The organism is Stutzerimonas stutzeri (genome assembly GCF_000952685.1).
In the GTDB taxonomy this organism is placed as follows: domain Bacteria; phylum Pseudomonadota; class Gammaproteobacteria; order Pseudomonadales; family Pseudomonadaceae; genus Stutzerimonas; species Stutzerimonas stutzeri_E.
This window is the reverse complement of the sequence record NZ_JYHV01000011.1, coordinates 393,181-409,882: the sequence shown is the minus strand read 5'-3', so window position 1 is coordinate 409,882 and position 16,702 is coordinate 393,181. Positions and strand designations below refer to the sequence as shown.

Sequence of the window (16,702 nt, the reverse complement as noted above, 5' to 3'; positions counted from 1 at the left end):
TTGGGACGACGAGGTCGTGGCGGGTCACTACCGTGCATTCGTGTTAGCGCTGATATTCGGGGAGCGAGAGGCTGCACAGACCGCCAGGCTGGAAAATCACGCACGCAAGGCTGATAAACCGGATAATGGGCGGCCAAATCGTGTTGTTCTGGTATCGCCCATGGAAATCAAAGTTAACTTTCTCGACAACCTCAGGCTTGAAGCCAAGTTCGATGATTTCTCGGTGGTAGCCGATCAACCGATTCGCTACAAGGGCGACGGCTCAGCGCCAGGCCCGTTCGATTATTTCCTGGCCTCTTCCGCGCTGTGTGCGGCTTACTTCGTCAAGTTGTACTGCCAGACGCGCGGCATCCCGACCGAAAACATCCGCCTTTCGCAGAACAACATCGTCGATCCGGAAAACCGCTATAAGCAGATCTTCAAGATTCAGGTCGAGCTTCCGGCGGACATCTCCGACAAGGACCGTCAGGGCATCCTGCGTTCCATCGAGCGGTGCACGGTCAAAAAGGTGGTGCAGACTGGGCCGGAGTTCGTCATCGAGCAAGTGGACAATCTCGATGCAGACGCCCAGGCGCTGCTGCTACCCGACACCGCGGCCGACGCGAGCACCTACATCGCCGGTAAGGATCTGCCACTCGAGCAGACCATCGCCAACATGTCAGAGATTCTGGCCGGCCTCGGGATGAAGATCGAAATCGCGTCGTGGCGCAATATCGTACCCAACGTGTGGTCGCTGCATATTCGCGATGCGCATTCGCCGATGTGCTTCACCAACGGTAAAGGCGCGACCAAGGAAAGCGCGTTGGCGTCGGCGTTGGGAGAGTTCATCGAGCGACTCAACTGCAACTTCTTCTACAACGACCAGTTCTGGGGCGAAGGCATCGCCCATGCCGATTTCGTGCACTACCCCGACGAGCGCTGGTTCAAGCCGGGCCGCAAAGATGCGTTGCCGGCAGAAATACTCGATACGTACTGCCGGGAGATCTACAACCCCGATGGCGAGCTGCGCGGCTCACACCTGTACGACACCAATTCGGGCAACGTCGAGCGCGGCATCTGCTCGTTGCCCTTTGTGCGCCAGTCGGACGGCGAAGTGGTGTACTTCCCCTCCAACCTGATCGAAAACCTGTTTCTCAGCAACGGCATGAGCGCCGGCAATACCTTGGCCGAAGCGCAGGTACAGTGCCTGTCGGAAATTTTCGAGCGCGCGGTCAAACGCGAGATCCTCGAAGGCGAAATCGCCCTGCCTGACGTACCCCAGAAAGTACTGGCGAAGTACCCCGCAATCCTGGCAGGCATCCAGGGGCTGGAGGAGCAGGGTTTTCCGGTGCTGGTCAAGGACGCGTCGCTGGGCGGGGAATATCCGGTGATGTGCGTCACCCTGATGAACCCGCGCACCGGCGGTGTCTTCGCCTCGTTCGGGGCGCACCCGAGTTTCGAGGTGGCGCTGGAGCGGAGCCTCACCGAACTGTTGCAGGGCCGCAGCTTCGAAGGTTTGAACGACCTGCCCCAGCCGACCTTTGAAAGCCAGGCTGTGATGGAGCCGAACAACTTTGTCGAACACTTCATCGATTCCAGCGGTGTGGTGTCGTGGCGCTTCTTCAGCGCCAAGGCTGATTTCGAGTTCATCGAGTGGGACTTTTCCGGGCATGGCGAAGATTCCAACGCCGAGGAGGCCTCCACGCTGTTCGGGATTCTCGAAGGCATGGGCAAGGAAGCGTACATGGCCGTGTATGACCAGCTAGGCGCAACGGCCTGTCGGATTCTTGTGCCCGGCTATTCGGAAATCTACCCGGTAGAAGATCTGGTCTGGGACAACACCAACAAGGCACTGTTTTTCCGTGAAGACATCCTTAACCTGCACCGGCTGGACGATGGCAGCCTGAAAGCACTGGTCGAGCGTCTCGAAGACAGTGAACTGGATGATTACACCGACATCACCACACTGATCGGGATCGAATTTGACGAGAACACAGCATGGGGCAAGCTGACGATTCTCGAACTGAAGCTTTTGATCCATCTCGCCCTGAACCAGCTCGAAGAGGCAAAGGAGCTGGTCGAAGCCTTCCTGCAGTTCAATGACAACACGGTCGAGCGTGGGCTGTTCTATCAGGCCGTGAACGTGGTGCTCGAAGTGGCCCTGGATGACGAGATGCAGCTGGATGACTACGAAGCCAACTTCCGTCGCCTGTTCGGCCACGAGCGGATGGACGCCGCGATGGGCTCGGTCGACGGCAGCGTGCGCTTCTTCGGCCTGACGCCCACCAGCACCAAGCTGGAAGGACTCGATCGCCACCTGCGCCTGATCGACAGCTACAAGAAGCTGCACGCGGCACGCGGCAAGGTGGCGGCGCTGCGCTGAATGCTGGGGCTGGCGAACGCCTCGCGCTGATCAGGCGATGCTGCGCAAACGCGCCATATCCTTGACCGGCGAGGCGCCGAACAGCCGGCTGTATTCGCGACTGAACTGCGAAGGGCTTTCGTAGCCGACCCGATAGCCGGCTGCCGAGACTTCCAGGCCTTCGGTCATCAGCAAGCGCCGGGCCTCCTGCAAGCGAAGCTGTTTTTGATACTGCAGCGGGCTCATGGCGGTGAGCGCCTTGAAGCGATGATGCAGGCTGGAACTGCTGAGGTTGACCCGGCTCGCCAGCTCATCGATGCGCAGCGGCTCGACGTAGTTGTGGTTGAGCCATTCGATGGCGCGATTGACCCGGTGCGACTGGCTGCCCTGCAGCGCTATGTCCCGCAAGTGCCGACCTTGCGGTCCGCAGAGCAACCGATAGAAGATTTCGCGCAAGGCCAACGGTGCCAGCACCGGAATGTCCTTCGGGTTGCCAAGCAGGCGGACCAACCGCAGGGTGGCATCGAGCAGCGGCGCATCGATGCGGTCCAGATACAGGCCGCGCCCGTCCGGCTCGCTGCTCGCCATGAGCGGCTCGGCCTCGCTGATCAGCCCGGCGATCAACGGGGGGTCGATATCCAGGCGGATGCAAATATAAGGCTCCGCGCTCGAGGCCCGTACCACACAACCGGCCACCGGCAACGTCACCGACACCACCAGGTAATGCAGTGGGTCATAGCAATACAGTTCATCGGCCAGACGCACTTCTTTGCCGCCCTGAACGATGATGCACAACGCCGGCTTGTGTACGCCATAGGTCATCTCGCCGGGTGTCTCGCAACGGATCAGGTGCAGCGGTTCGATGATGGTCGGATGCATGCCGTCACCGCTGACGAAGCCATCGACCAGCCGCGCCAGTTCGGCACGCTGGGCACCGGTGTCATCGGCCGGAGGAGTGATGAATGAATTCATGGCAGCCGGCTCTCAGGAAAACGAAGGGGTTTAGCTTAGCAGCTCGCAACGAAATTGCTGCCGGTGGGCAGCAGACGAGCCGGAGGCTAGCAAGCCGAACCGAATCGCCGTGCAGCCCGGGCTGGGACAGTCATTCCCGATGTTTAACGAACGTGAGGCGTGGCGACGGCACCAGCGGGTCGAAACAAGGCGTAGTCGCCTCCGGGCACCAGGCAGATAAGCAAACGCCCCGAATGGTCGGGGCGTTGTCGGACTCGGGAGCCGTGTCGATCAGGTTGATCGGCGCGCCGGATCAGCTGCGCGCGCGTTCTGCGTCACGCAGCGCCTTCACCTGGTCATGATTGCGCTGCACGCCTTGAAACTGGCGCTCCACAACCGCACGGATATCGACCGGCAGGTCTTTCTCCAGCGCTTTGCGATAGCTCTTGAGTGCTACGTCTTCACCTCGTTCGCACTCGTTCAGAATCGCTTCGTCGCTGTGACCGGTAATCGCGGACTTCAGATCGACCCAGCGCCGGTGCATATCGCCCGCCGTGCTGGTGGAGGTTTCCGGATCGCCGCCCAGGGACCTGACCAGTTGCTGCAGCTCGGCGGCAGCCGTCGCGCAGTCCTGCGCACGTTGGGTCATGGTGGTTTTCAGCTGCGGATTCTTCAGGTCTTCGGCGCATTCGCGGAAGCCTTTCTCACCGTCCTTGCTGGTTTCGATGAGGTCGTTGAGTACGGAAATGGTGTCGTTGGTGTCCATTTGAAGGTCCTCCTGAGGCTCAGTTAAAGGCCGGTAACAACACGGCCAACCTGTTGAGTCGACTGCCGCGTTTCGGCAAAGGTTCAGCCGCCCCGCCCAGTGACCGGCCCGCCGCACAGGGCGATTTTTCATCGCGACCAACGGAGCGGCACGGGTAGAATCAATCATTTCGCGCCCGCGGCTGTCCTAAAGGATGTCCGCCGGCTCGGCAGACGCCCGTGCATGCCCCTAGCCGTCGAGTTCTGCAAAACATGCCGCAATACCTCGCACCCGTTCCTCGCTGGGAACCCCATGAACGCCCGTCGATGCCCGGATCCCCGGCGATCCTGCTGCATCCGATGCCGGTGCGCATCGCCTATGCCTGCGTCGCCGTACTGGTGGGCCTCACGGGCGGCCTGGGCAACGCGTTGTTCATCGCCAATCTGCCGAGCATCCAGGGCGATCTCGGTCTGACGCCCTCCGAGGCGGCCTGGTTGCCAGCGGCCTACTTCATGGTCAACGTCTCCGCCAACCTGCTGATGATCAAATTTCGCCAGCAGTACGGCCTGCGCCGTTTCGCCGAGATCGGGCTGGCGCTCTACGCGGCGCTGAGCATCGCCCACGTATTCGTCGAAGGGCTCGAAATGGCCATCTTCGTGCGCGCGGCCAGCGGCCTGGCCGCGGCCACGACCTCGTCGCTGGGGCTGTTCTACATGCTCCAGGCGTTTCGCAAGGCGGACTTGCCGAAGGCGGTGATCCTCGGCTTCGGCATTTCCCAGCTGGGCACGCCGCTGGCCTGGCTGATGTCGCCGGCCTTGCTGATTCTTGGCGAATGGCATCGCCTCTACGTGTTCGAAAGCGGTCTGGCGCTGTGCTCGCTGGCGGCGGTGGTCGTGCTCAAGCTGCCGTTGGGCGAGCGCATCAAGGTCTTCGAACCGCTGGACTTCCTGACCTTCGCCCTGCTCGCCCCCGCCCTGGCGTTGATCGCGGCGGTGCTGGCGCAGGGCCGGATCCTTTGGTGGACCGAGCAGCCGTGGCTGGGCTACGCCCTGATCGCTGCGCTGCTGCTGATGTGCGCGGCCTTCATGATCGAACATCACCGGCGCAATCCGCTGCTGCACACCCGCTGGCTGGGTACCGCCGAGATGCTGCGTTTCGCCTTCGGTGCGCTGATGCTGCGACTGCTGCTGTCCGAACAGACCTATGGCGCGGTTGGCCTGCTGCAGACCCTCGGCATGGGCACCGAGCAACTGCAGCCGTTGTATGCGGTGATTCTGCTGGGGCTGATCATGGGCATTGCCGGCAGTGCGATGACCTTCAGCCCGGCCATGGCCTTCCCACAGATCCTGCTGTCGATCGTGCTGATCGCCATCGCCAGCTTTCTCGACATCGACGCCACCAACCTGACCCGCCCGCACGACATGTTTCTCAGCCAGGGCCTGCTGGCATTCGCCAGCGGCATGTTTCTCGGGCCGCTGCTGATCACCGGTATCGGTCGGGCGCTGCGCAACGGGCCGAACTATCTGGTGACTTTCATCGTCTTGTTCACCATGACCCAGAGCTTGGGCGGCCTGGCAGCCCCAGCGCTGTTCGGCACCTACCAGGTGATGCGCGAGAAATACCATTCCAGCCATCTGACCGAGCAGTTGGTGCCCGGCGACCCTCGGGTCGCGGGCCGATTGCAGGCCCAGAACCAGGCGCTGACACCACGCCAGACCGACCCTCGACTACGCCAGGCGCAAAGCGCCGCGCAGCTGAGTCAGGCGTCCACGCGGGAAGCCAATGTGCTGGCCTTCAATGATGTATTCCGGCTGATCGGCATGCTCTCCATCGGCGTGTTCGGCTGGACGCTCTATCGCACCCTGCGCATCGCGCAGCAGAACAGGAACGCCGCCTCTCCATGAGCGAACGCACCCAAACCGAGGATCAGCAAAACCTCAAGACGGCTCAGCCTCCCCAACCTTCGGCGGCCGCTACCGATGCCGGCCCGACGCCGGACGATCCGCCAAAGACCATCAAGCCGAGTCGACGCTCGGTCATCCTGATGCTGCTGGTGGCATTGATCGGCGTGCTGGCGATTCTCTACGCCTGGCAACTGTGGCCGTTCAGTGGACAGGTGGCGGTGACCGAGAATGCCTACGTGCGCGGGCAGATCACCGTGCTCGCCCCGCAGGTCAACGGCTACGTCACCGAGGTACTGGTGCAGGACTTCGAGCAGGTCGCACAGGGCCAGCCACTGGTACGTATCGACGACCGCCAGTATCGCCAGACCGTCGAGCAGCGCCGCGCCGAGCTCGCCGCGCGACGCTTCGAACTGGAGAACCTGGAACAGACCCTGGCCTCGAATCAGGCGACGCTGGCGTCACGCCGCGCCGAACTGTCTGCCGCCGAAGCCGAACGGCTACGCGCCCTCGCGGATGAAAAGCGCGTCAACGAGCTGGCCAAGCGTGGCTCGGTCTCCATCCGCGAACGCGACCAGATCCGCGCCGGCGCCCGTGCCGCCGCGGCCAAGGTGCAACAGGCGCAGGCGGCTATCGCCATTGCCGAGCAGACCTTGAAAGCCAGCGAAGTGTCCCGTGGTGGTTTGCAGGCGCAGGTGGAGATCGCCGAGGCCACATTGAAGCGGGCACAAATCGACCTCGATAACACGGAGATCCAGGCGCCGCGCGACGGCCAGGTCAGCGAGATCACGGTACGCCAGGGCCAATACGTGACGGCTGGCTCGCAGCTGCTCTACCTGGTGCCGGAGCAGCTCTGGGTGATCGCCAACTACAAGGAAACCCAGACCTTCGCCATGCGCCCCGGCCAACCCGTGAAAATCGAGGTCGACGCGCTGGACGGCGCACACCTGAACGGTCGCGTGCAGCGTCTGGCGCCGGCCACCGGTTCGGAATTCAGCATTCTGCGACCGGACAACGCCACCGGCAATTTCACCAAGGTGGTCCAGCGCTTGCCGGTGCGTATCTCCATCGATCCGGACCAGCCGCTCGCGCAACGCCTGCGACCGGGGCTGTCGGTGATTACCCATGTGGACACCGGCGGCACTACGGCGCAGGAGCGATCCACCGCGGACGGCGAGCAATGATTCGTCCTTCCCGTGTTTTGCGCCAATGGTCGTCCTGCGTACTGCTGGTCGCGCTGACCGGCTGCATGCCACCGCGCCAGCCGCCGCCAACCGAGGCGAACGTCGCCCCGCCTGCACAGTGGCGCGACGCTCCCGGCCGCAAAACGGAAATTTCAGCGAACTGGTGGGCGGCGTTCGGCGACTCTCAGCTGACGGCCCTGGTCGAGGCGGCGCTGGCCAACAACACCGATGTGCTGAGCGCCGCTTCTCGCGTCGAACAGGCGCGCGAACAGATCCGACTATCACGCGCCGCCTTGCTGCCGACGCTCGACGCTGCCTTGGGCGCGCAGCGCACCCGCGAACTGAGCGTTCTTGGAATCGCCCACACCACCGCGCTGCAGCCCTCGCTTCAGGTGTCCTATGAAGTGGATATTTGGGGCCGGTTGCGGCGTCTGCGCGACGCCGCAAGGTTGCAATATCAGGCCAGCGAGGCCGAACGCGATGCCGTGCGTCTGGCAGTCGCCGCCACCACCGCACGCGCCTATGTTTCGCTGCTGTCGCTGGACCGCCAGTTGTACGTGACTCGCGAGACGGTCGACTCCCGGCAGCAGGCGCTGCGCGTCGCCGAAGACCGCGCCAGCCTCGGTTACACCTCGCAGTTGGAACTGAGCCAGGCACAATCGGAATACGAAGCCGCGGCGCAGTTGCTCCCTCAATTGCAACAGGCGATCCGCGAACAGGAACATGCGCTGCGCCTGCTGATCGGTGAGCTGCCGGGGCCGGTGCAACGCGGCGAGGCGTTCACGGCCTTGCACTCCCCTCCCGTGCCGCAGGCACTTCCCTCGGAATTGCTGAGGCGACGGCCGGATATCCATCAGGCCGAGCTGCTGCTGGCCGCCAGCGATATCAACCTGCAAGCCCAGCGCGACCGCTTCCTGCCACAGGTACAACTCTCGGCGAGCATCGGCCTGCTGTTCGTCAATTCGCTGGATTACGACCCGGTCCGCATCTGGGACCTCGGCGCCAGTGTGCTCGCGCCGATCTTCAATGCCGGACGCCTTGAAGCGGGTGTCAACATCGCCACCGCCCAGCGCGATCAGGCCGCCTTCGCCTACCGCGCGGCCGCGCTCCAGGCATTTTCCGACGTAGAGGACAGCCTTTCAGCGGTGGGCAATCTGCAGCAGCAGATCGAACGCGTCGAGGCGCGGCGCGCGGTGCTGGAGCGTTCGCTGACCTACGCCGAGGATCGCTACCGTGCCGGCTATTCGTCTTACATCGAGACGCTCGACGCCCAACGCAACCTGTTCAACACCGAACTCACCGCGGTGCAGCTGCGCGAAAACCAGATCAACATGCTCATCGGCCTCTATCAGGTGCTCGGCGGGGGCTGGCAGCCCGCCGCCGAACACTGATCGTTCAGCCCGGCTGACGCGCGGCCTCGCGGTCGATGCGCCGCCTTCCGCCGAGGGCCAGCTCAGCGAGGAGAAACAGCAGCAGGCTGCCACCCAACACCGGCAGGCAATAGCCGAACAGCACCGCGAGCGTCACGGTCATCATCCGAGCGGTCGGTGAAAGATCGCGCAGCGCCTGCAGCAGCCCGGCGCTACGCACCGGCGCACGGCGACGCCACCCCATCAGGTAACCCCAGCTCACCAGCGTGATCAGACCGAGCGCAGTGACCGCGAGCAGCAACTGGTTGGGCAGGCCGAACAGCACGCCCATGTGGGCATCTATTCCCCAACGGGTCAGTTTGGCCGCCAGCGGGAAGGTGGCGAAGTCGATGCGATCGGTGATGGTCAACGAACGTGGATCGACCGCAACCGCATCGACCTGCGTCGGCCAGCTGCGGTCGATCTCGGTCACCGTCCAGGCTCGATCAAGGCCCGCCGCCGGAACGATCTCCAGCTTGCCGGCATCGATCCCGGCGCGGCGCGCGACGGCCAGCACGGCGTCGAATAGCGCGGGGTCGCCAGGTGCGGCCGAAGCCATCGGCATCCCGGCGTGATGAGCATGTTCGCTCGCGGGGGCTGACGCCTGGCCGGTTAGCGCGGTGGAGACGCTCGGCGTGGACATCCCGAGCGCAGCCCGGGCGATGCCGATATTGTCCCCGGCCCAGCGCGACCAGGTCAGTCCGGTGGCGGAGAAGAACAGCAAGCCCACCAGCAAGCACAGCCCCAGCGTGGCGTGCCAGCGCCGCAGCCGTTGCGTGCTGGCCACGCGCGACGTGCGACTACGCTGACGGCGGATCGTCCAGAGCGCCAGCCCACCCAGCGCCGCAACCCATAGCCAGGACGCCGCCAGCTCACTGTAGAGCCGCCCCGCCTCCCCCAGTAACAGGTTGCGATGAAAACCATCGATCCAGGTTCGCAACGGCAGTACGCCAGAGGTGCCGTAAACGAGCAGATCGCCACGGATCTCGGCCGTTACCGGGTCGATGAATACGGCGCGGCTTTCCGACGGTGCCAGTCCTGGGGCGTTGAACATCACCCGCGTGGTGGTGCCGGGTTGCGGTGCCGGGCGCACCGCCGACAGTGTCGCGGCCGAACCGATGTGGGCCTGGGCGATTTCCACCTGGCGCGCCAGGGGCAGTGTCGGCCCCCGGTTATCGGTGAACAACTGCTGCGCATAGAGCCGGCTCTCCAGCTGTGGCGTCAGCGCATAAAACAAGCCGCTCAACGCCGCGACGAGGATAAATGGCCCAACCAGCAGGCCCACATGAAGATGCAAACGAATCAGCAACCCCAGCAAAGGTCGCTGCGCCACGGATACAAGGGGTGGGGCCTCGGGCCGGGCTCCGGAAATAGGTGATGACATGCAGATTCACTCGATCGAGAAGTTACGCCTGGCAGACCAACCCGGCACTCGGGTTGGCGAGACAGATCCACCGCCCGCGGTACTACGTCGCCTCAGGCGGGTTCAAAACAGTGCATATGACGATCAGGTGAACGGAGAGGCGCGGGGATTGAGGCTGGGCCAGCGGTAACGCGGTGACAGGGGCGGCGCCGTGACGAGCGCAAGAACGCCCATCCGCAACCGCCGTGGCTCGTGCAGCTCGGGCGTGCTGGCCGGAATCGCTGCCAGCGACGTCGCGCCCGCCGCGCAACAACAAGGCATGCCGAGATGATGAACAGGCGCCGGTGCGGGTTCGTCCTCAGACGACACCTGGCCGGCATGCAGCGCGTGGTCCCCGTGCGCAACCAGCGGACCAGAATCGTGCCGGCCGGGCTCGCTCATCGGGCAGTGCCCGGCCATGCCCGCTGCCCGCACACCGACGCCCATCAGCGGCATCGCGAACAGGTGCAGTAGTACCGCCAGAGCGGCTATCCAGAGCGGGGCGCGACGAGGACGATGCATGGGAAGAGTTGATGGCTCCAGCAACAAAGAAGCGCAGCGAATGAATTGGACTGGATTGTAGGTGCCCTGGTCGGGAAGTACCACGCCGCACTCGACTGGTTGCCCTCGGCGCGTAAGTGGCCCCGCTTTCAGCCTACCGGGTGCTCCAGCGGCAGCGGCATGCCCAGCAGGAAGCCCTGGGCCTTGGTCACCTTCAAGTCGCGCAGCACTTTCAGCTCCGCATCTGTTTCGACGCCTTCGGCGATGATCTTGCTGCCGGTCTGGTCGGCAAAGCGAATCAGCGCCGCGGCCATCGCGCAACAATCGCTGTCGCTGTCGACATTGCTGATCAGGCTCCGGTCGAGCTTGATGACGTCAGGCTTGAGCTTGAGGATGTGGCGGAGGCTGGCGTAGCCGGCTCCCGCGTCGTCGACCGCCAGACGCAGCCCGGCCTGACGGAGCGGTTCGAGCTGAGCGGCGATCAGCACATAGTCGACGATGGAGGTATGCTCGGTCACCTCCAGCATCAGACGATGCAGCGGTTGCCTGGCGAGCAAATCGATCACCGAACCGTCCAGCAACGCTTCCGGACAGACGTTCAGCGACAGGTAAACATCTTCTGGAATCAGCCGCAGGCCTTCGAGGGCGGTTTCCAGCAGCAGGGTTTCCAACTGGGTGCGCAGCCCGACTTCGCCGGCTTCCTCGAACCAAAGATCCGGTGAACGGTAGGGCTCGGCACGAAATCGCGCCAGCGCTTCGTAGCCAACGATCGTGTCGTCGGCCAGGTGGAAAATGGGTTGGTAGACCGTCCAGAAATCGCGGCGCGCGATAACCGCCTTGATGCGCTCGAGCTTGTCACGGTGCAGCTGTTCGCGCTGTGCGTTGCGCTCGAGAAGGCCGCCGGCAAAGGTGGCGAACAAGCGCATGGTACTCAGATCGCTTTGGTCCAGGTGTTGATCCGCTTGCGTACTGAAGCAGCAGAAGGTGCCGTAGAGCGAGCCATCACTGAAGCGGATCGGTACGCTCATATGCGCCCCAATCGGTATCGTCTGAGTCTCCGGTAGCGCCAACGCTTCCTTGAGCTCGGCGGCATCGTGAATGAGCTCCGGCAGGCGGCCATCGACGATCCGCTGGCAATAGCTTTCTTCCAGAGGGCCGCCATCTCCGACCGTCAACGCCACCGCGCGAGGATTCCCGTCGATATGGCGAAACACCCTCAGCCCTTCGCGAAATTCGCCAATGAAGGCGACTTCCATTCCTAGATGGCGACGGACCGTATACAAGGCCTCGGTCAGTATCTCGTCAACGGACAGACTGACCCGTTCATCCCGCGCTACCTGCTGTAGCAACTCGCTGCCGCCGACTAGTTCAGAATCCCGGTTCATCGATGGGTACTCCGTTCGCTCTTCCAGCGGAAGAGTCGTGGCGTTTGATGCTCAGGTACGGGGCTGGCACGCGCAGCAGAGCCCTGTCTTGAGCCTAGCGCTCATTCCGACGTTGCTAGGCGGAGGACGACGACCGGCGCTTGGCCGGTTTCTTTTTCTGCTCATTCGCGGCATCAGCTGCGGCCAGCTTGACCCAGGTCGGCGCATGATCACTGGCGTGGTCCTGATCGCGCACCCAACGATCGACACCGGCGTCAAGCATGCGTGGCGCCAGGTCGGCACTGAGCAGTAGATGGTCGATACGCAAGCCGGAGTTCTTTTGCCAGTGCTGTCGAAAGTAATCCCAGAAGGTGTAGACGCGCTCGTCCGGGTATTGCGCACGCAGCGCATCGGTCCAGCCCTGTGCCAGCAGGCGTCGATAGCACTCGCGGCTTTCCGGTTGCAGCAACGCGTCCTTGAGCCAGGAGCGCGGGTTGTAGATGTCCTCGTCGGTGGGCACCACGTTGTAGTCGCCCGCCAGCACCACTGGATGCCCATTGTCGAACAACCCCGCCGCATGCTCGATCAAGCGTTCGAACCAGGCCAGCTTGTAGTCGAATTTCGGCCCCGGCTGCGGATTGCCGTTGGGCAGGTAAAGACAGGCGACGATGATGCCGTGCGCCGCCGCCTCCAGATAGCGACTATGGCTGTCATCCGGATCACCCGGCAGACCGCGGCGGATCTCCAGCGGATCATCGCCGCGCGAGAGAATCGCCACACCATTCCAGGACTTTTGCCCATGCCAGATCGCGCCGTAGCCAGCCGCACGGATATCGTCGATGGGAAAGTCGGCGTCCTGCGCCTTCAGCTCCTGCAGGCAGACCACGTCAGGTTGCTCGCGCTCGAGCCAATCGAGCAGATTGGTGCGCCGGGCGCGGATGCCGTTGATGTTGAAGGTGGCAATTTTAAGGGAGTCCACGGGTAGCCTCGCGCCGATGGATGACCCTTGTTGTGACTCGCGGCGGCGTGGCGTGGTTCGCTGTGTCGTCTGGCACGATGATGGGTTTTCCCCCATCAAAGCGCCATACGAACCTGCCTGTACACCTCGACTCAGCGGCTCTCCCAATACCCCGGCGCGTTGTAGATCGTCTTTAGGTAGTCGATGAAGAAACGCACCTTGGCCGGTAGATAACGCTGCTGCGGGTAGACCGCCTGGATGTCGTAGGCCGACAACGCGAACTCGTCGAGCACCGTCACCAGTTCGCCGCGCTTGAGCTCAGCCTGGATCTCCCAAGTCGAGCGCCAGCCGATGCCCAGGCCCTGCTTGACCCAGTCGAAAAGCAGCTCGCCATCGTTGCAATCGAGGTTGCCCGAGACCCGCACAGCGACCTGCTTGCCGTCACGCAGAAAGGTCCAGCCGCGCTGCTGGCCGCCCTGGAGGTTGAACGCCAGGCAATTGTGCCGCGCGAGATCTTCCAGGGTACGCGGCACGCCCTGGCGCTCGAAGTAGTCCGGTGCACCGCAGACCACGCGGCGATTGGGAAACAGCTTGATGGCGACGTAGTTGGGGTCGGTCACTTCGCCAATGCGGATGCCCATGTCATAGCCATGCCGGACCAGATCGACCACGCTGTCGGTGAAGTTGAACGACAGTTGCAGGTCCGGGTAGCGTGCCTGGAACGCCGGCGCGTGTGGGCCGATATGTCGGCGACCGAACGCGGCCGGTGCCGAAACCACCAGATGTCCGCGTACCGAAGTGCGATCGTTGCTGATGCTGGCGTCCGCTTCGTCGAAATCCTTGAGCAGCCCGCGGGCACGATCCAGGTACTGCTCGCCCAGATCGGTCAGCGCCAGCCCGCGCGTGGAGCGGTGCATCAGCTTGACGCCCAGGTGCCGCTCCAGCGCATCGAGCCGTCGGCCCATCACCACCGGCGTCACGCCTTCTTTCAATGCAGCCGCCGCGAAGCTGCCGTTCTCGGCCACCAGCACGAAGCTGTTCAGCATCGTATAGCGATCCATTCGATACTCCTGATATCGACAGAACTGAAGTTTCGGCCAATTCCGCCTTGGGTTCCAGCACTGCATGCTTGGGCCACGTATAAAAACTATCGAGTCAAACGTAGGAGGAATGATCCATGGCCCGAATGAGAGCAATCGATGCCGCCGTTGCGGTATTGCGCAAGGAAGGCATCGACACCGCCTTCGGCATCCCCGGTGCCGCGATCAACCCGCTGTATTCCGCCCTGCGCGCCGACGGCAGCATCCGCCACATCCTCGCCCGCCACGTCGAAGGCGCCTCGCACATGGCCGAGGGTTACACCCGCACCAAGGCCGGCAACATCGGCGTCTGCATCGGCACTTCGGGCCCGGCCGGCACGGACATGATCACCGGCCTCTACTCCGCCTGGGCCGACTCGATCCCGATTCTCTGCATCACCGGGCAAGCGCCGCGTGCTCGTTTGTACAAGGAAGATTTCCAGGCCGTGGATATCGAGTCCATCGCCAAGCCGGTCACCAAATGGGCGGTGACCGTGCGTGAGCCGGCCCTGGTGCCGCGCGTATTCCAGCAGGCCTTCCACGTCATGCGTTCGGGCCGCCCTGGTCCGGTGCTGATCGACCTGCCGTTCGACGTGCAGATGGCCGAGATCGAATTCGACGTCGAGACTTACGAGCCGCTTTCGGTCTACAAACCGGCAGCCAGCCGCAAGCAGATCGAGAAAGCCATCGACATGCTTTGCGCTGCCGAGCGCCCGCTGATCGTCGCCGGTGGCGGTATCTACAACGCCAGTGCAGAAGAGTTGCTGGTGGAGTTCGCCGAGACCGTCGGCGTGCCGGTGATCCCGACCCTGATGGGCTGGGGCTCGATCCCGGATGATCACCCGTTGATGGCCGGCATGTGCGGCTTGCAGACCAGCCATCGCTACGGCAACGCCAACATGCTGGCCTCGGACTTCGTGCTCGGCATCGGCAACCGTTGGGCTAACCGTCATACCGGCTCGGTCGACGTCTACACCAAGGACCGCAAATTCGTACACGTCGACATCGAACCGACTCAGATTGGCCGGGTGTTCTCGCCGGACTTCGGCATCACTTCCGATGCGGGCGCCGCCCTGAAACTGTTCGTGGAAGTCGCCAAGGAGCGCAAGGCCGCGGGCAAGCTGCCGGATCGTAACGCCTGGGCCGCCGATTGCCAGGAGCGCAAGCGCACCCTACTGCGCAAGACCCACTTCGACTCGGTGCCGATGAAGCCGCAGCGTGTGTACCAGTGCATGAACAACGCGTTCGGCAAGGACGCCTGCTACGTCAGCACCATCGGCCTGTCGCAGATCGCCGCCGCGCAGTTCCTGCACGTGTACAAGCCGCGCCACTGGATCAACTGTGGCCAGGCTGGCCCGCTCGGCTGGACCATTCCGGCGGCGCTCGGTGTGGTCGCGGCGGACCCGACCCGCAAGGTGGTGGCGCTCTCTGGCGACTACGATTTCCAGTTCATGATCGAGGAGTTGGCGGTGGGCGCGCAGTTCAAGCTGCCCTACATCCACATTCTGGTGAACAACGCCTACCTCGGCCTGATCCGCCAGGCGCAGCGCGGCTTCGAGATGGATTACTGCGTGCAGCTGGGCTTCGAGAACATCAATGCCGACCAAAGCGGCATGGAAGGCTACGGCGTCGACCACGTCGCGGTGGTCGAGGGTCTGGGCTGCAAGGCGATCCGCGTGTTCAGGCAGGAAGACTTGCGCCCAGCCATCGAGCAGGCCCAGGCGTGGATGGCCGAGCACCAGGTGCCAGTGGTGATCGAGGTGATCCTCGAGCGCGTCACCAACATCGCCATGGGCACCGAGATCGACGCCATCAACGAATTCGAGCCGCTGGCCGAGGGCCGAGAAGACGCACCGACTGCGGTCGCGCTGCTGGATTGATTCAACCGTAACCAAACGCGTGGAAGACGCTTCGCGGTCTTCCATCCTACGAACACTTCGGTCCGTAGGGTGGATATCGCGAAGCATATCCACCGCAAACACAACACCCAGGGTGGCCACCACACCACCGCAATGCGAAACCGAATGTGATCCCTACAGATCAGGAGAAAACCATGCCCCGCTTTGCCGCCAACCTGTCCATGCTGTTCACCGAGATGGACTTCCTCGACCGCTTCGCCGCCGCTGCCGAAGCCGGCTTCGCCGGTGTCGAGTACCTGTTCCCCTACGACTACCCGGCCGAGCAGATCAAGGCTCAGCTGGATGCCAACGGCCTGACCCAGGTGCTGTTCAACCTGCCGGCCGGCGACTGGGCCAAGGGCGACCGTGGCGTTGCTTGCGATCCAGCACGAGTCGAGGAATTCCGCGCCGGCGTCGATCAGGCCATCGCCTACGCCAAGGTGTTGGGCAATACGCAGGTCAACTGCCTGGCCGGTATCGCACCCAAGGGCGCCGATCTCGGCAAACTGGAGATGACCTTTATCGAGAACCTGCGCTACGCCGCGCAGAAGCTCGAAGCCGAAGGCATACGCCTGGTCATGGAGATGATCAACACCCGCGACATCCCGCGTTTCTTCCTCAACAACACCTCGCAGGCGCTGGAGATCCGCGACAAGGTCGGCAGCGGCAACCTGTTTCTGCAGTACGACGTCTACCACATGCAAATCATGGAAGGAGACTTGGCGCGCACCATCGAAACCAACCTGGCGGCGATCAACCACGTGCAGCTGGCCGACAACCCGGGACGTAACGAGCCGGGTACGGGCGAAATCAACTATCGCTTCCTGTTCGAGCATCTGGATCGCATCGGCTACCAGGGCTGGGTCGGCTGCGAGTACAAGCCGGCCACCACTACCGCTGCCGGCCTCGGCTGGCTGGCTCCTTACCAGAACAGCGTGCACAACGCCATCTGAACTGACCGAACACGAG

13 protein-coding genes are annotated in these 16,702 nt (G+C 63.3%); 6 read left to right on the top strand and 7 right to left on the bottom strand.

All coding sequences use genetic code 11. The features are described from left to right. Positions 1 to 160: 160 nt before the first annotated feature. Positions 161 to 2,362, top strand: coding sequence for an OsmC domain/YcaO domain-containing protein (locus UF78_RS05780; protein ID WP_045161072.1), 2,202 nt, complete (start codon positions 161 to 163; stop codon positions 2,360 to 2,362). 30 nt (positions 2,363 to 2,392) lie between these two features. Here UF78_RS05780 and UF78_RS05775 read toward each other — a convergent pair whose 3' ends face one another. Both UF78_RS05775 and UF78_RS05770 read right to left on the bottom strand, forming a co-directional pair. Beyond that, positions 2,393 to 3,313, bottom strand: coding sequence for an AraC family transcriptional regulator (locus UF78_RS05775; protein WP_045161071.1), 921 nt, complete (start codon positions 3,311 to 3,313; stop codon positions 2,393 to 2,395). 292 nt (positions 3,314 to 3,605) lie between these two features. Further along, a complete protein-coding gene (locus tag UF78_RS05770) occupies positions 3,606 to 4,058 on the bottom strand; it encodes a PA2169 family four-helix-bundle protein (protein WP_045161070.1) in 453 nt (150 codons plus the stop codon). A gap of 305 nt (positions 4,059 to 4,363) precedes the next feature. Here UF78_RS05770 and UF78_RS05765 point away from each other — a divergent pair, with 305 nt between their 5' ends. The 3 genes from UF78_RS05765 to UF78_RS05755 are packed head-to-tail and all read left to right on the top strand — an operon-like array spanning position 4,364 to position 8,513. Further along, complete coding sequence (locus UF78_RS05765) at positions 4,364 to 5,941, top strand: MFS transporter (RefSeq protein WP_045161069.1); 1,578 nt, start codon at positions 4,364 to 4,366, stop codon at positions 5,939 to 5,941. Then, entirely contained in the window at positions 5,938 to 7,122 is a 1,185-nt protein-coding gene (locus UF78_RS05760) for an HlyD family secretion protein (RefSeq protein ID WP_045161068.1), read from the top strand. The genes UF78_RS05765 and UF78_RS05760 overlap by 4 nt, the downstream gene beginning before the upstream one ends. Next, the gene (locus UF78_RS05755; RefSeq protein ID WP_155397601.1) at positions 7,119 to 8,513 is read left to right on the top strand and encodes an efflux transporter outer membrane subunit; all 1,395 of its coding nucleotides are present in this window, start codon (positions 7,119 to 7,121) and stop codon (positions 8,511 to 8,513) included. Before UF78_RS05760 ends, UF78_RS05755 begins: the two co-directional genes overlap by 4 nt. A gap of 4 nt (positions 8,514 to 8,517) precedes the next feature. Here UF78_RS05755 and UF78_RS05750 read toward each other — a convergent pair whose 3' ends face one another. The 5 genes from UF78_RS05750 to UF78_RS05730 all read right to left on the bottom strand — a co-directional run bounded on the left by UF78_RS05750 (position 8,518) and on the right by UF78_RS05730 (position 13,817). Beyond that, on the bottom strand, positions 8,518 to 9,915 hold the full coding sequence (locus UF78_RS05750) for a PepSY-associated TM helix domain-containing protein (protein ID WP_080890552.1): 1,398 nt from the start codon (positions 9,913 to 9,915) through the stop codon (positions 8,518 to 8,520). A gap of 123 nt (positions 9,916 to 10,038) precedes the next feature. Further along, a complete protein-coding gene (locus UF78_RS05745; protein ID WP_045161066.1) occupies positions 10,039 to 10,455 on the bottom strand; it encodes a DUF2946 family protein in 417 nt (138 codons plus the stop codon). Between the two features lie 128 nt (positions 10,456 to 10,583). Further along, a complete protein-coding gene (locus UF78_RS05740) occupies positions 10,584 to 11,819 on the bottom strand; it encodes a sensor domain-containing phosphodiesterase (RefSeq protein ID WP_045161065.1) in 1,236 nt (411 codons plus the stop codon). A 115-nt stretch (positions 11,820 to 11,934) separates the two neighbouring features. Continuing rightward, positions 11,935 to 12,777 carry an exodeoxyribonuclease III gene (xth, locus tag UF78_RS05735; RefSeq protein WP_045161064.1) on the bottom strand — a complete coding sequence of 281 codons (843 nt, stop codon included), beginning with the start codon at positions 12,775 to 12,777 and terminating at the stop codon, positions 11,935 to 11,937. A gap of 131 nt (positions 12,778 to 12,908) precedes the next feature. After that, positions 12,909 to 13,817, bottom strand: a complete 909-nt coding sequence (locus UF78_RS05730) for a LysR family transcriptional regulator (RefSeq protein WP_045161063.1) — start codon at positions 13,815 to 13,817, stop codon at positions 12,909 to 12,911. A gap of 116 nt (positions 13,818 to 13,933) precedes the next feature. Between UF78_RS05730 and gcl the strand changes: the two genes are divergently transcribed. After that, the gene (gene gcl / locus UF78_RS05725; RefSeq protein ID WP_045161062.1) at positions 13,934 to 15,715 is read left to right on the top strand and encodes a glyoxylate carboligase; all 1,782 of its coding nucleotides are present in this window, start codon (positions 13,934 to 13,936) and stop codon (positions 15,713 to 15,715) included. A 173-nt stretch (positions 15,716 to 15,888) separates the two neighbouring features. Further along, positions 15,889 to 16,686 (top strand): hydroxypyruvate isomerase, encoded by a 798-nt coding sequence (gene hyi, locus UF78_RS05720; protein WP_045161061.1) that lies wholly within the window; start codon positions 15,889 to 15,891, stop codon positions 16,684 to 16,686. Positions 16,687 to 16,702: the final 16 nt, after the last annotated feature.